The sequence below is a fragment of the Streptomyces sp. NPDC031426 genome (genome assembly GCF_055581585.1).
Window position 1 is genome coordinate 327897 of sequence record NZ_JBVIJE010000004.1, and the last position, 14092, is coordinate 341988.

The window sequence follows — 14092 nt, forward strand, 5'->3', positions numbered from 1 at the left end:
GTCACCTCACCTCCACCGCCCGGAGGATCTCCTGCGTCACCGCGCCGCCCTTGTCGTCGTGGGCCGAGGCCCGCAGCGAGACGGAGGACGCGCCGCGCGGCACGGTCAGCGTGCCGCGCCAGGAGGCGCCTGCGCCCTTGAGCGGGACGGTCGTCCAGGTGCCGCCGTCGTCGTACGACACCTCCAGCCGGCCCCCACCCAAGGTGCCGGTCCCCGCGGCCTGCGCCACATACGACGCCCCGAGCCCCACCGGAATCCGCTGCCCGCCCCGCACGGTCCCCGCGAGGTCGGTCTCGATGTCGTACGCGAGGTTGATCGGCGGCAGACGGGTCCAGTGGTCCTCCGCGGTGGCGGCCGACCGGAACGTCCACTCGGAGTGCCCCTGCGAGCCCGGCGGCCAGCGCGCCGAGTCGAACGCGGTGTCGGTGACGACCTGGTAGGTGTGCTCGTCGGCGGGCGCGTCCCAGACGTACGCGGCGGAGCTGTTGCCCTTGTCGACGAGTGTGCCGTCGAGGTACACGGCGGTGGTCTGGCTCATGCCGCTGTCCGTGCTCCACACGTCGCCGAACCCGGTGTGGTCGGGCCCGGAGTCTCCCCAGCCGGGGGTGCTCAACTGGATCTGGTTCCGCGCGCGTTGCTGCCCCCAGTCCAGCCTGGTGCCCAGCCACGGGTGCCACACGGGCCGGAACCAGTTCAGCACCGGATGCGAACCGCCCGCGTACCGCACCAGTCCGCGTCGCAGGCCGCCCGGGTGCCGATCTGGACGTTGCTCTCGGCCATGCCGGCCTTCACCCTGCCGTCCAGCCACACCTTGTCGACGCCGTCGCGGTGGGTGAACGAGCGCCAGAAGGTGCGCCCTTTGCCGGCCTCGACCGCAGCACCGCGCAGGCTGGGCAGGCTCCGGGTCTGCTCGGTCCCGGCCGGGGGCGCGGCCCGCGCGCTCCTGCCGTAGGTCACGATCAGCGGGGTCGCGGCTGCCCTGGCGTCGGTCAGCCCCTGCCGGATCAGTCCGCTCACGTCGAACAGCCGCCGGTCCGGCGTCCCGGCCCGCAGATACGGCAGCGCCTCGTCCGGTACGACGCTGATCTCGCCGGCGCTCCGCTGCGTCCGCACGGCTCCGGTGGCCCCCTTGGGACGCTGCACGGTGACCGCCTTCTACCCGTGCCCGAGGTCGGTGACGGTCACCTTGTCTCCGGTGACGAGGGTGACGGTGGTGGCCGTGGTGGCGGGGGCCGGGGAGTGCGGGGCGGTGACGGGCGTCCGCGGGACGGCGGCGGCCGGGCCGTTCGGCAGCAGGGCACCCAACAGCCCCACCGCCACCAGGGCCGCCGAGCGTCTGACTGGTCCTGTGGTCATCCACGCCTCTTCTCGTGTGGGTTCGAGCGTGTCGCGTGCTGGGACGAGTGTCATGTGCCCTGTGGTGCAGGGGTGTTGCGCGGCGCTGGCGGGAAGGTGCCGTGACGGCTTCCCGCCAATTCCGGTGCCCGGCACGGCGGGAGGAGCGGACAGGTCCGGTCGCCTTCCGTGACAATGGAGTTGGCCGATGAGGGAGAGGACGGGGGCTGGTCATGAACAGGCTGGTGGAGTTCACCACGGAGGACGGTGCCGTGGTCGTCGTGGAGACCGCGGACCCGGCGGGCGGCACCCGCCTCGTCTCACGCGGTGACGGACCGGCCGCCCAGGCCACGCGCACCTTCGAGGGCGCCCTGGACAGCGTGCGCGCGGCGGCCCACTCCGCCCTGCGCACCTTCCGCGACGGAGCCCTGCGCCCGGACTCCGTGGAGCTGGAGTTCGCCGTGAAGCTGACCGCGGAGGCGGGCGCGGTCATCGCCAAGGGCGCGGCGGAGGGGCAGCTGGTGGTGCGGCTGGGGTGGTCGGCGGAGCGTCCGGCGGTGGAGCCGCGGGCGGCGTCGGTCTCGTCGGATGTGCCGGACGCGCCGGTCCCGTCGGATGTGCCGGACGCGTCGGTGAGCAGCCCGGAGCCGGCGTCACGGCCATGAGAGGTGCTTCCTGGCACGCCCGCATCGAGTGCGCGGGCGCGGTGGCCGGCGCGGGTTTCCTGGTGACGCCCACCACCGTGCTGACCTGCGCGCATGTCGTGCAGAGCAGTGAGCCGGGGACGCTGACGGTGTCGTTCCCGCAGCGCCCCGACCTCGTTGGGCTGCCCGCGACGGTGGCCGTGCACGGCGGCTGGCGGGGTGGCGCCACCGACCCCGGCGACCTGGCCGTCCTCGAACTGGCCCGGGACGTACCGCTGACACCGGCCCGGTTCGCCCCGCTGGACGCCGAACGGACCCTGCCGGAGCTGGCATTGGAGGCGTACGGCTTCCCCGAGGGTTACGACGAGGGGCAGCTCGCCTGGTACCGGGCGCGGTCCGCCACGCGCATCGCGGGCGAATGGGTGCAGTTGGAGGCCGTGGCCGGGCACGGACAGCCGCTGACGCACGGTTTCAGCGGCGCCGCGGCGGCCCTGCCGGACGGCCGGGTGGTCGGCATGGTCGCCCAGGTGGCGGGCGAGCCCGGCGTCCTGGTCGCGCGGATGCTGCCCACCGAGGTGCTGGCCCGGCACTGGCCCGCCCTCGGGGAACTGGTGCCGGCGCATCAGGGCGCAGGGGATCCGGCGCGACGGCTGTACGAGCTGGTGCGGCGGGCCGAGGCCACCGGTCTTCGCTGCTCACCGGACCAGTTGTTCGTGGACGCCGTCGGCGACTTCGGTCCGCCCCTGCCGCCGGGCGGCTTCCCCTCGCTGCGGGCGGCGGCCGGCTATGTGCAGTGGGAGGTCGCGGAGCCGGCCGAAGCGCTCACCCGCTTCGCCGACCGGCTCACGGACCTGCTGGACGGGCCGGGCGCGGCCGCGCCGGCCCCGGCCGGCTCCGCCGCCTGGGCGCCGATCCTGGTCGAGATCGACCGCAGCGGCGCCGGACCCGACCAGGTCACGGTCGCGGTGTCGGCGTACCGCGACGGACGCCGGCGGCCCGTGGGAACGGTCCGGCTGCCGCGCGCCGAGGTGCAGGCCCACGTGCAACGCAGCATCGACCGGGCCTTCGCAGAACTCTCCTTCGACGCCGATGAGTTGCTGGCTTTCGCGTTGCCGCGCGAGTTGCTGAACCTGCCGGTGGCGCACTGGGCGTGCAGCGCGGACGACCCCACGCCGCTGGGCTGCGCCCATCCGGTGGTCGTCACCGACCGCTCCCGGCACCACAGCGCCCGGCTGCGCCACCAGCTCGGCAAGAAGTGGCGGAAGCTGGACACGGGCGGGAAACCGGAGCTGCATCGCGTGGACTGCGACACCCCCTCCCTGGGTCTGCGCAAACGCCTGCGCGAGCAGGAGGCGGGCCTGGCGGGTTTCGCCGCCCCGCCCACCGCCGTACCCGAGCACTTCGACGTCGGCCTGAACATGCCCGTTCCGGTGCTGCTGTGGCCGCGGGAGGGCTGCCCCGGCGCCGCCGCGCACCCGACGCCCTGCACCGGTACGGCATTCCTGGACGCCCTCGCCCCGCACGTGGCGGGTGTCCACCCGGCCGAACTGCCTCGCCGAATACAGCAGTTGCGGGAGGAGGCCGAGGCGGAGGAGGAGCCCGAGCGGCACTGGGCACGGGAGGTCCAGCTGCTGTGGGACGACCCGCGCTGCTTCCCCGAACCCGCCGCCAGCCTGCACACTCCCGTGGCCTGAGCCGACCGAGAGGGACCGCATCCCATGCCCCTATGGCCCGTGTACACCGGCACGCAGGAGCCGCACGACGGCATCACCCGGCTGCCGCCTCCCCCGCCCTGGCGGGCCTTCGACGGCGGCCCCGAGCTGGACACGCCCGCCGACACCGCCGACACCGCGGCCACCTCGGCGGACCGCACCCACCGCGCGCAGACGTACCGGGCCACCCCGGACACCGTCCAGCTGGTCAACGCCGCCCTGTACCTGCGGCGACCGCTCCTGGTCACCGGCCCGCCCGGCACCGGCAAGTCCTCGCTGGCCTACGCGGTGGCCCGCGAGCTGCGGCTGGGCCCGGTGCTGCGCTGGAACATCACCAGCCGCAGCACCCTGCATGACGGCCTCTACCAGTACGACCCGCTCTCCCGCCTGTACGCCGCCCGCCAGGCCCCGTCGACGCCGACGCCGGAGTCGGGCGTGGAGGACCATCTGCGCCTCGGGCCCCTGGGCACGGCCCTGCTCCCCTACGCCCGCCCGCGTGCGCTGCTCATCGACGAGATCGACAAGAGCGACCTGGACCTGCCCAACGACCTGCTGAACGTGCTGGAGGAGGGCCAGTACGAGATCCCCGAACTGGTCCGCGCCGCCCGGCACGTCCCGACGGCACGGGTGATGGTCGACGGCACCCACGACCGCGTACCGGTCGAACGCGGCCGGGTCCGCTGCCGTGCGTTCCCCTTCGTCGTCCTGACCAGCAACGGTGAGCGCGAGTTCCCGCCCGCGTTCCTGCGCCGCTGTGTGACGCTGCGGCTGCGGCAGCCGGACGACCGGCAGCTTGCGGACATCGTCCGCGCCCACTTCGACGACGAGCCGGACGCCTACGCGCAGACCCTGATCAGCCGCTTCCTGTCCCGCGTGGGTGGTGGCGACCTGGCCACCGACCAACTGCTCAACGCCATCTACCTGGCCCGCTCCGCCGACCTACCCGCCGACTCCCTGGACGACCTCGCGGCGCAGCTGATGCCGTATCTCGGCGAAGGCCGGCACACCGATGGGCTCTGACGTCCCCGTCCCCGTCCCCGCGGACCCGCTCGCCCGCCTGGCCGACGCGCTGGCCGGGGCGGCTCGGGGGGTACGTCCCACACCACGGGAACTGGCCGAACTGCTCTGGCTGGCACGCCAGTTGGAACCGGAACCGGCAGCCGCCGATCCGGAGCCGACCGTCACCTCCACCAGCGGCCCGGAGCCCGCCCAACCCGCTGCCCCTGAGCCGCTGCCCCAGCCACCCGCGACACCGCCCGGGGAGCGGCAGCCGACCCCGCCGCCGCGGCCCGCCCCGACCGGGCCGCGGGAAGCGCACCGGGCCCCGCTGCACCTGCCGTCACCGGTGCCGGGCGACACCGGCCCGTACCTCGGCCTCCTCGCCCCCGCGCCGCCGATGCTGCGCCATCCCCTGGGCTTGCAACGCGCACTGCGCCCGCTCAAACGGCACGCCGACGCCCCGGCCGGCCACCGCGTCGACGAGCAGGCCACCGCCGACCGCATCGCCCGCCTCGGTGCGTCCCCCGACGGATGGCTGCCGGTGCTGCGCCCCGCCCGGGAGCGCTGGCTGCGCCTCAACCTGGTGTACGACACGGGCCCGACGATGCCCGTGTGGCTGCCCCTGATCCGCGAACTGCGGGCGGCGCTGGCCCGGTCGGGCGTCTTCCGCATGGTGAGCCCGGTCCGGTTGACGCCCGAGGGCACGGTGCACGGCGCGGGCGCGCACGGCCCGGCCGACGGCCGCACCGTCACCCTGGTGATCAGCGACTGCATGGGCCCACAGTGGCGACCCGGCCCGGCGGGCAGCCGGTGGGAGGCGACCCTGCGCCGCTGGTGCCGCCGGATGCCCGTGGCCGTCGTACAGCCGCTGCCCGAGCACCTGTGGCGGGACAGCGCGCTGCCGGCCGCTCCGGGTCTGCTGACCGCGCCGTCCCCGGCCGCTCCGGGATCGGCGCTGGGGTTCACCCCGTACGACGGCGATCCTGCGCGGTTCGCGGGCCGGGGCGTGGTCCCACTGCCCGTCCTGGAGGCCGGTCCGCGGTGGCTGGCGAACTGGGCGTCCCTGCTGACGTCGGCCGGCGGCAGCGGGGTTCCGGGCGCGGCCGCTCCGCTGGGCAGCCATCCCGCCCCCGAGACGCGTACCGACCTCGGCCGGCTCACCCCGGAGGAACTGGTCCTGCGGTTCCGCGAGACCTCCTCCACGGAGGCGGTGCGCCTGGCCGGCCATCTGGCCGTCGGCCGCCCCGACCTGCCGGTGATGCGGCTGGTGCAGCGCGCGGTCGAACCCGATCCGCGCCCCCAGCAACTGGCCGAGGTCATCCTCAGCGGCCTGCTGACCACGGCCCCCGGACCACCGGGCAGCTACGCCTTCCGCCCCGGTGTGCGGGACCTGCTGCTGCGCGGACTGCCCCGCTCGTCCCGCAACCGTGTGACGGACCTGCTGGCCCGGGCGGGCGGCCTGATCGAGGAGCGGGCGGGCGCGGCACCGGGAGAGTTCCGTGCGGTGACACCGGCGGCGGACGGCACCGAGGCGGAGGCGGCGCGGGGGGAGGCGTTTGCGACAGTGCGCCCGGAGAGCGTGCGCAGGCTCTCCGGATCCGCAGGGCGGTCGGTGCCGCCGGGGCTGGGCGACCGTTACCGGCTGCTGCGGCGGATGAGCCCGAGCGGCTCCCTCTGGCTGGCCGAGGACCCCGAGCAGCACCGGACGGTGGTGGTGCGGCTGCACGAGGCCGTCACCGACCGGGAGCGGCGCGCGCAGTTCCTGCGGGAGACGAAGGCGCTGAAGGGACTCGACCACCCGAACGTGGTGACCGTGCACGAGTTCGGCATCGAGGACGACATCCCGTACGTCGTCATGGAGCACCTGGACGGCATCCCGCTGAACGCCTTGGCCGCACCGAACGGCTATCACCTGCCGGCCCCGCTGACGGTGTCCATCGGCGCGCAGCTCGCGCGCGCTCTCGACGCCGCGCACCCGCGCTGGGTCCGGCACGGCGCCGTCAGCATGTCCCGGGTGGTGCTGCTGCCCGACGGCACGGTCAAGCTCACCCTGTTCGAGCCGTTCCTGCCGTCGAACGTGCCGCGGGACGCGGACCTGGGGGCACTGGGACGGCTGATGCTGCATCTGGCCACCGGGGACGCGCATGCCGATGCGGAAAGTGTGCTGCGCCATCTCCCCGAGCCGCTGCACCGGCCTTATGCGAAGGCCTTCTCTCGCTTGCTTTCCTCGCTGTACCGGGACGCGGGTACGACGACGCTCCTGGACGGCCGGATGCTGGAGGAGGCCCGGCGGGCGTACGAGCCACGGTCCTACTCGCTCCTCGGCCCGGTGACCGTCGACGTATCCGGTCGCCAGGTGGAACTCCCGCCGCCGGCCCGCGCGCTGCTCGCCATGCTGCTGCTCCGGCACGGCCGCAAGGTGGCCCACGACGAGCTGCGGGCCGGACTGTGGACCCCCGCCGAGGAACCGAAGGACGCGATGGCGGTCCTGGGCCGCCTGGCGTCGGGGCTGCGCGAGGCGCTGGGCCCCGGGGCCCTCGCGACGCTCCCCGACGGGTACGCCCTGCACACCAGCGCCGACCGCGTGGACCTGCTCGAATGTGAGGAACTGGAGCGGACAGCCGCCGAACTGGAAGCTCCTGGGTTCGCCCAGCAGGCACGGGACCACCTGGACCGGGCACTGGCCCTCTGGCACGACGCCGGTCCCCTCGCCGACGTCCCCGGCCCCGCTGCCCGCACCGCCCGCACCCGCCTCCTGCGGCTGCGGCTGGCCCTGTACCGCAAGCGGGCCGAACTCGACCTGGATATGGGCGAGTTCGAACGCGCCGCCGCACAACTTACCGACCTGATGCGGCAGTACCCCGCCCGGGAGGACTTCCGCCGGCTGCTGATGATCGCCCTGCGCCGCCAGGGCCGTACCGAGGAAGCCCTGGAGGTGTACGAGGACTACGAGCTCTCCGGCGGCCGGAACCCGGAGCTGCTCGCCCTGGGGCACGAGCTCCGCGGGGAGTACGACGCCCCCTCGGAGGACTCCCCCGCCGACGACTTCGACACCGCCCCGCTCTCGCAGAACCCGGTCCCGGAGCCGGACGCCCTGCCGGAGGGCAGCTTCCCCACCGAGGAGTCGCTGCCGTCGATCTTCGAGATGCGGGAACGGGAGTCGGCGGTGGAGGCACCGCTGCCGCAGAACGTGGTGCCGGAGAGCCTGTTCGCCGTGGACGACCCGCTCGCCGAGGAGCCCGACGGGCCGTACGACGAGCAGCCCTACGAGGACGACGACGATCCCTACGCCGGCCTCGACGACGAGCCGCCGCCCACGTACCGCACCATCGCCACCTTCGAGTTCGCCGACGACGGCCGGCACCCGGACACCGTGGCGGCGCTCGGCCGGGCGGTCACCCGGCTGCTGACGGCGAGCGGCCTGGCCCCCGACGCGTACGAGCTGACCGCGACGGACCGTGGCTGGTCGGTGGAGACGGCGCGGGACGTGCCGGGGCTGCCGCTGCTGCATGCCACAGTGGCGCACTTCGAGAGAGAGGTCGTGCACCTGGGGGGCCGCAGATGGCTGGTGACCTTCTCCTGCGTCTCGGACTACGGCCTTGCGGAGACCCCGGACGCGGTGGCCGTCCGCAGGACGCTGGACGCCGCCGAGGACCGGCGGGGCATCGTGGCCGTACCGCAGACGCTGCGGGACGAGCTGGACGAGGATCCCGACCTGGCGCCCTGGCTGCAGCCGCTGCGCCGGGGCACGGCGGCGGGTTGGTACCGGCTGTGCCTGCTCGAGCGCCTGCTCTTCGACGGCACGCACTCGCTTCCGCCCGTCCTCGGCCCTCACCCGCTGCCCTCCGGTGACGTCCTCCCCGAGGGGACGGGCGAGACCAGGACCGTCGTCCACCGGTCCGACGTAGGGGAAGCCAGCCTCACCCGGCGCCCGGGGGTCACCGAGTACTTCGAGGTCGACCTCACCGAGCGCCGCCTGCAGCTGGATGAGACGGAGTCGTCCTTCCGGGCCACCGGCACGGCGATCTGGCGCGTCAGCGACCCGCTCCAGGCCGTGGCGCACTCGGACGCCGCGTCGTTCCCCGAGCTCATCAGGGAACTCGTGCGCGGGCGGCTGCGGCACCTGGCGGCCACCCATCCGGACGCCATGCCGGGGTCGCGCATATCAATGGCCCCGGTCCGGCCCGACGACGTACCCGGTTGCACGGTCCGCTGGGAGCTGCGCATCACCCGGATCGGTCCCTGACCACGCGACACACCGCACCGCCCCGGAAACCCCCCATTCAGCGGCACCCCGCCCGGCCCCCTCCAGCAGGCGCCCGCCGCCGGCCCGCGCGCAGGATGCAGTGTGAGGAAGACACCCGCCGACCGGGCGGGCGCCCAAGGCCCGTGCACTCGGAGGATCCGCCGTGACCGTCAGTCTGGAGCAGTTGCGCCGCTGCCACTTCGCCGTCGACCTGGGTGCCGCCCGCACCCGTGTGTATGTGAAGGGCGCCGGCCTCGTCGTCGACCAGCCCTCGGTCGCCGCAGTGAACACCCGTACCGGGGCGCTCATAGCCGTGGGCGAGTTCGCGGAGAAGATGACGGGACGGACGCCGGGGTACATCCGGGTCGCCCGGCCCATCTCCGGCGGCACGGTGGTCGACATCGAGATGGCCCAGCGCATGCTGAGGCAACTGCTCGGCGACAAGACGCGCCGTAGCCTGCGCCGCAATCTCCGGCTGCGCGCGGCGGCCTGCACCCCGCACGACGCCGACCCGCTGGCCCAGCGGGCGACCATCGAGACGCTGGTCGGGCTGGGGGCCAGAAGGGTGGAGCTGGTGGACACGCTGATCGCCGCCGCGGTGGGATGCGGGCTGCCGGTGGAACGCCCCGAGGCCACGATGATCATGGTGTGCGGGGCGGCCGCCACCCAGGTGGCCGTCCTCTCGCTCGGCTCCATCGTCACCGCCGAACGGATCCCGGTGGGCGGTGAGGCGGTGGACCACGCGATCGTGCAGCTCCTGCGGCACGAGCACGAGCTGATGCTGCCCAGCCAGTCGGTACGGCCGCTGCAACTGGCACTGTCCGGCAACGGGCTGACCGCGCACGGCCCGGAGACCACGGAGATCCACGGCCGGGACGTGGCCACCGGGCTCGCCCGCAGCGTGCACGTCGACACCGCCACCGTGCGGGACGCGATCCAGACCCCGCTGACCGCCGTGCTCGACGGCATCGGCAAGGTGTTGCGCGAGTGCCCGCCCGACCTGGTCGCCGACCTCGCCGACAGCGGGATCACGATGGTCGGCGGCTCGGCGCTGCTGCCCGGCTTCGACCAGATGCTGCGGGAGGCCACCGGGATGCCGGTGCACATCGCCGAGCGGCCCGACATCTGCGCGGCCCAGGGCCTCGGCATGATGCTGGAGGGCCGTATCGAGCCCATGGTGCTGAACCCGCTGGCGGCCTGAGGCCGACGCCCCTCGCCCACTCACCCGAGCGGGAAACCGGCAGCACCGCGATCACGGCGATCACCGCGACCACCACGCCCAGCGCCGGTCCTGCCTGCGGATGCCGTTGAGCGCGCCTTGGCTCGTCGCGGCGTACCGGCCGGCGCCGCGACGGCCACCGACGCGGCCGCCCCCGGGATGGACGGCGTGCCGGTCGCGGCCGGCGCCAGTTCCGCGGCCAAGGATCAGCGGCGGCGGCTCGATGGCAGCTCTGCTCCGCCTCCTCGACCACGGACGCGGCATCCCCCTGCTCCCCCCGAACCCTGCTCGGCCTCGCGCATCGCGCGGATCCGCTACCGGAGTTGACGGAGGCACAGCGCGCGTCCTGACGCACGGACGGGCCCGGGGGTCAGTACGGCAGGATGCGCCCCGACGGCGTCCTGCGGTCGATCTCCCGGTCACGCGGGGAGGTGGGGCGCCGGATGACGCGTACCCGGATGCGACGGTCCATGACGCCCTCCCTCTGCCGAAGTGGCCCGGCGGCCGACGCCGGTAGGGGGTGGGTGCCCGGCACAGGGGCCGTTCAAGCATGTACGGGTCAACCAGCCGCCCGGATACCGCTGTCGGCGAACAGGGTGGCGGGCGAGCGCCGGTTCAGTGCAGCGCCCCGATGGCCCGGAGGGACCGACGCCATGAACGTCGCCCTGGCCGCCGCCTACCGCACCGACGCCCTGCTCACCACCGACCAGCACTTCCGCATGGTCCGTCCCCTGACCGGCCATCCCGCCTTCCGGCTCCTACCGGACGACCTGTAGGCCGCACCGCTCGGGTGAACCCCCGCACGGACCGCATGCCGACTGCGTCGGTTCGACGGGCCCTTGGGACAGCCGCTTCCGTGCGGGCGCGACGAAGATCGTCGGCCGGCACGCAGGGCGCTGCACCGCGATCCAAGCCGGGACGGCGGTGGCTACGGCGGGTGGCGTGGCGGCTCAAGTACAGGTACCAGTGCCAGACGCGTGCCCCGTTCCCGCTCGAACCGGCCATGCCGCTCTTCACTCAACTGACCACCGGGCACCCAGCCCTGCCCAGACCCACCCTGACCTGGAGCTATTTACGCGTCAGAGCTATGCCTGGACCAGTCAGGTGATCGTCGGGACCGCGCACCATCTGTACTGGAACGCGACATCCCATGCCTGGACCGAGGCGGTTCGCCTGCACGTCGGCGACCGTCTGCAGACCAGAGAAGGCCACACCGTCCCCGTCGTCGGGCTGCACCCGCACTCCGCGAGGATGGTCACCTACAGCCTCTCGGTCGCCACGGTCCACACGTACTACGTTCTCGCCGGGAACACGGCGGTCCTCGTACACAACGGTTCACACGGGAAGGGATGCGAGTTCAGCGATTCCGTGAAGCGGCAGGGCGTCGACCGCAACCTCGTGGAGAACGACGGTGAACTCCGCTGCGAGTACTGCAACCAGCCGATTCGGCTGGCCGACAAGAGCGAGCGGGGCGTGACGCCTCCGGACAACGATCTCGCGTACGAGCACTTCGTCCCGGTTGCACGCGGGGGCAAGGGGATCCTCGCCAACCTGGTGACAGCGTGCCGAGCCCGCAACGGGGACAAAAGCGATCAGGATCCTCTCGCATGGCTCTGGTCACGCATCCAGGCAGAGAACCCGGAACCGTAGGAGGTCGTGATGTCCGCGGCGAAACTGGCCGAGCAACTGCCCGGCGGTCCAAGGCTTCGCGAGATTTCGAAATCACTTGCCGCCCTGGACGCCGTCATGAGCCCGTCATGGGAGGGCAGGTACTACTCGTTCGACTCCGCGTGGGGAGCCGAGGAGGAGCTGGCCTCGATGCGCAAAGGGCAGGGTGACGAGTACTCGATCGTCTTCTGCCCGCAGGGGGTCTACATCCGGGGCTTCGATCACGAGTCGCCCCTGAGTCCCTATCGCAACGACGGGCGTCTCTGGCCCGGCCTGATCGACTCCGTCCCGGAAGTCTTCGAGGAATACGTCAACGAGCCTTCCTTCGGCTCCGGGAACTTTCCGCTCATCACGGTGTGCCTGTGGCAGGCGAGAGGAGAAACCGACGGCTGGCACCACGGTGACGTGAGGTTTCCGGACCAGTCGGACGTCATCCCGGACGGCGCGGACTGGCTGTTCGCCCCACTGACGACCGGAACCCCCGACTTGTATGGCGAGTTCGCGCACTGGTATTACGAGACGGAACTCGACCCCGCCGTCATCGACCCGATCTACCGGGGCACCCCGTTGACGCAGCAGATGATCAACCAGCTGAATCCGGACGTCTCCCTGACGGACATCGCTGATGATCTGACACAGATCGGCTACCCCTTCAGTAGGTGACGATTCCACCATGCCCACCGACCGCACCGCCTGCCACTGCGTCGTCTGCCGGCAGACCGACGACCTCACCACTCGCACCCGGGCGACCGCCGACACCATCGACCGACACGGCTGGCAGGTCGTGGGGGTCCCCGCCGACGACCGGGGACCCGGCTGGGCTTACACCGTCGGCCTGTGGCACCAGCACCGCGTACCCGAACTCGCCATGTTCGGCTTGGACATCCCTCTGATGCAGCCGGTTCTCAACGACCTCGGCGGGCGGGCGGTCGAGGGAGACCCCTTGGAAGCCGATCGGGAGCGACACGACATCGCGAACGTCCCGGTCCTCCTGAAGAGCGTCGACTATCGGTGGTACAAGGCGTTCTTCGGCCAAGCCATCGCTTTCTATCGCAAGCCACCGTTCCCCTACCTGCAGGTGGTCTGGCCCACTCGAGATGCGGCATTCCCCTGGCAGGAGGGAGGAGAAGGCCTTCTGAGCCGCCAACCCCGGCTGTGGCTCCCCCCTCATGAGCATCCTGTCGGGGTCTGGACACAGGACCTGTGAGCGCACGGGCGGGGCGCAACCGCCCTCACCGCCGAGCACCCGCAGCCCGACGGCACCCTCCACCTCCTCGCCACACCCGCCGAAACTGGAAAACGTCCTGCGCCGGTGCGTCGTCCACCGGTGCCCGTTCCCATCCCCGCATTGACGGCACGGCGAGCCGTCCTCGCAGGCCGAGGCATTCGAGGGGGAAGGACCGGAGGAGTCGGTACGCGCGGAGGATTCCGCGGACTCGGTGCGATCGGGCTCGGCAGGCTGCGGTGTCATCGTCTCGGCATTGTTCCCGACGCACACCTCGCCCCGAGAATCATGGGCCCAATCTTCACGCTGAGTTACCGAGCGTGATCAGGCCCGGGCGTCCCGCTGTTCCACTTCCTTGAGCACCGCGGCCACGGCGGCGAAGTCGTTGTCCACGTGGAGCACGGTGTGGCCGTGGTGGACCGCTGTCGCGCAGACCAGAAGGTCGACGGCACCCGCAGAGCGATGCTGACCGCGCTGGGTGAGCTTGTACTGGGCGGTGTCCACCCAGCGCCAGGCGTTCTTCGGCACCGGAGAGAGCCCGCACAACGCGTCCAACTCCTCGGCGAGTTCATCCCGGTGCACTGGCCCTGTGGCCGAGTACAAGAACTCGGTACGGGTGGGCTCGCAGATGTGGAACACCCCGGCGGCGATATGCCCCTCCCAGGGGCGCAGGGCCCCTGGGCTGCGGAAGAGGTGCCACAGGGCCGAGGTGTCGAGAAGATAGGTGATCACTCGAAGGCTGCCCGACGGGCACGCTTACGGGCCTCGTGCGCGGCCGCTGCGGCGTCGAACTCGCCTCGCTCACCGCGTGCGGCCAGCTTCTCCGCCGCCTCCAGTCGTCTGATCCGGGCTACGTAGTCCCGCAGGGCAGCATTGACCGTCTCCTTCTTCGTGGACGCGCCCATCAGGCGCATCGCCTCGGCCAGCGCCTCGTCATCGAGATCGATCTGGGTCACGGACATACGGCCACCCCCGCCAGTGAGAGGACACGATGTACATAACCAACATACATCACCAACATGCAATAGCGAGGGCACGCTGCAC

At 72.5% G+C, this 14092-nt stretch carries 13 protein-coding genes and 1 pseudogene; 9 read left to right on the forward strand and 5 right to left on the reverse strand.

The window, feature by feature from the left end:
* Position 1: 1 nt before the first annotated feature.
* The 3 genes and pseudogenes from ACZ5NH_RS09755 to ACZ5NH_RS09765 all read right to left on the reverse strand — a co-directional run.
* Positions 2-739 (reverse strand): annotated as a pseudogene (locus tag ACZ5NH_RS09755) (S8 family serine peptidase); the annotation flags it as partial.
* Positions 694-1143 (reverse strand): hypothetical protein, encoded by a 450-nt coding sequence (locus ACZ5NH_RS09760; protein WP_468773958.1) that lies wholly within the window; start codon positions 1141-1143, stop codon positions 694-696. The gene ACZ5NH_RS09760 and the pseudogene ACZ5NH_RS09755, both read right to left, overlap by 46 nt.
* Positions 1144-1155: 12 nt before the next feature.
* Positions 1156-1356 carry a hypothetical protein gene (locus tag ACZ5NH_RS09765; protein ID WP_468773960.1) on the reverse strand — a complete coding sequence of 67 codons (201 nt, stop codon included), beginning with the start codon at positions 1354-1356 and terminating at the stop codon, positions 1156-1158.
* Between the two features lie 212 nt (positions 1357-1568).
* Here ACZ5NH_RS09765 and ACZ5NH_RS09770 point away from each other — a divergent pair, with 212 nt between their 5' ends.
* From ACZ5NH_RS09770 to ACZ5NH_RS09810, 9 genes are all read left to right on the forward strand, one after another.
* Positions 1569-2000 (forward strand): CU044_2847 family protein, encoded by a 432-nt coding sequence (locus ACZ5NH_RS09770; RefSeq protein ID WP_468773962.1) that lies wholly within the window; start codon positions 1569-1571, stop codon positions 1998-2000.
* Complete coding sequence (locus tag ACZ5NH_RS09775) at positions 1997-3673, forward strand: VMAP-C domain-containing protein (protein WP_468773964.1); 1677 nt, start codon at positions 1997-1999, stop codon at positions 3671-3673. Before ACZ5NH_RS09770 ends, ACZ5NH_RS09775 begins: the two co-directional genes overlap by 4 nt.
* A gap of 24 nt (positions 3674-3697) precedes the next feature.
* The gene (locus tag ACZ5NH_RS09780; protein ID WP_388622026.1) at positions 3698-4711 is read left to right on the forward strand and encodes an AAA family ATPase; all 1014 of its coding nucleotides are present in this window, start codon (positions 3698-3700) and stop codon (positions 4709-4711) included.
* Positions 4701-8936, forward strand: a complete 4236-nt coding sequence (locus ACZ5NH_RS09785) for an SAV_2336 N-terminal domain-related protein (protein WP_468773968.1) — start codon at positions 4701-4703, stop codon at positions 8934-8936. The genes ACZ5NH_RS09780 and ACZ5NH_RS09785 overlap by 11 nt, the downstream gene beginning before the upstream one ends.
* A 163-nt stretch (positions 8937-9099) precedes the next feature.
* The gene (locus ACZ5NH_RS09790) at positions 9100-10137 is read left to right on the forward strand and encodes a rod shape-determining protein (RefSeq protein WP_388622030.1); all 1038 of its coding nucleotides are present in this window, start codon (positions 9100-9102) and stop codon (positions 10135-10137) included.
* A 671-nt stretch (positions 10138-10808) separates the two neighbouring features.
* A complete protein-coding gene (locus ACZ5NH_RS09795) occupies positions 10809-10931 on the forward strand; it encodes a hypothetical protein (protein WP_468773970.1) in 123 nt (40 codons plus the stop codon).
* A 328-nt stretch (positions 10932-11259) separates the two neighbouring features.
* Complete coding sequence (locus tag ACZ5NH_RS09800; protein ID WP_468773972.1) at positions 11260-11805, forward strand: polymorphic toxin-type HINT domain-containing protein; 546 nt, start codon at positions 11260-11262, stop codon at positions 11803-11805.
* A 9-nt stretch (positions 11806-11814) separates the two neighbouring features.
* On the forward strand, positions 11815-12486 hold the full coding sequence (locus tag ACZ5NH_RS09805; RefSeq protein ID WP_468773974.1) for a hypothetical protein: 672 nt from the start codon (positions 11815-11817) through the stop codon (positions 12484-12486).
* Positions 12487-12496: 10 nt separating this feature from the next.
* Positions 12497-13030, forward strand: coding sequence for a DUF4262 domain-containing protein (locus ACZ5NH_RS09810; RefSeq protein ID WP_468773976.1), 534 nt, complete (start codon positions 12497-12499; stop codon positions 13028-13030).
* 342 nt (positions 13031-13372) lie between these two features.
* Here the strand turns inward: ACZ5NH_RS09810 and ACZ5NH_RS09815 are convergent, their stop codons facing one another.
* Entirely contained in the window at positions 13373-13780 is a 408-nt protein-coding gene (locus tag ACZ5NH_RS09815; RefSeq protein WP_468773978.1) for a PIN domain-containing protein, read from the reverse strand.
* A complete protein-coding gene (locus tag ACZ5NH_RS09820; RefSeq protein WP_250400441.1) occupies positions 13777-14010 on the reverse strand; it encodes a type II toxin-antitoxin system VapB family antitoxin in 234 nt (77 codons plus the stop codon). Before ACZ5NH_RS09820 ends, ACZ5NH_RS09815 begins: the two co-directional genes overlap by 4 nt.
* Positions 14011-14092: the final 82 nt, after the last annotated feature.

What these genes read in the sequence shown, in the direction of transcription:
- ACZ5NH_RS09820 (WP_250400441.1), bottom strand. Translation starts at nt 14,010, where the DNA reads ATGTCCGTGACCCAGATCGATCTCGATGACGAGGCGCTGGCCGAGGCG.
- ACZ5NH_RS09770 (WP_468773962.1), top strand. Translation starts at nt 1,569, where the DNA reads ATGAACAGGCTGGTGGAGTTCACCACGGAGGACGGTGCCGTGGTCGTC.
- ACZ5NH_RS09765 (WP_468773960.1), bottom strand. Translation starts at nt 1,356, where the DNA reads ATGACCACAGGACCAGTCAGACGCTCGGCGGCCCTGGTGGCGGTGGGG.
- ACZ5NH_RS09810 (WP_468773976.1), top strand. Translation starts at nt 12,497, where the DNA reads ATGCCCACCGACCGCACCGCCTGCCACTGCGTCGTCTGCCGGCAGACC.
- ACZ5NH_RS09805 (WP_468773974.1), top strand. Translation starts at nt 11,815, where the DNA reads ATGTCCGCGGCGAAACTGGCCGAGCAACTGCCCGGCGGTCCAAGGCTT.
- ACZ5NH_RS09785 (WP_468773968.1), top strand. Translation starts at nt 4,701, where the DNA reads ATGGGCTCTGACGTCCCCGTCCCCGTCCCCGCGGACCCGCTCGCCCGC.
- ACZ5NH_RS09780 (WP_388622026.1), top strand. Translation starts at nt 3,698, where the DNA reads ATGCCCCTATGGCCCGTGTACACCGGCACGCAGGAGCCGCACGACGGC.
- ACZ5NH_RS09775 (WP_468773964.1), top strand. Translation starts at nt 1,997, where the DNA reads ATGAGAGGTGCTTCCTGGCACGCCCGCATCGAGTGCGCGGGCGCGGTG.
- ACZ5NH_RS09795 (WP_468773970.1), top strand. Translation starts at nt 10,809, where the DNA reads ATGAACGTCGCCCTGGCCGCCGCCTACCGCACCGACGCCCTGCTCACC.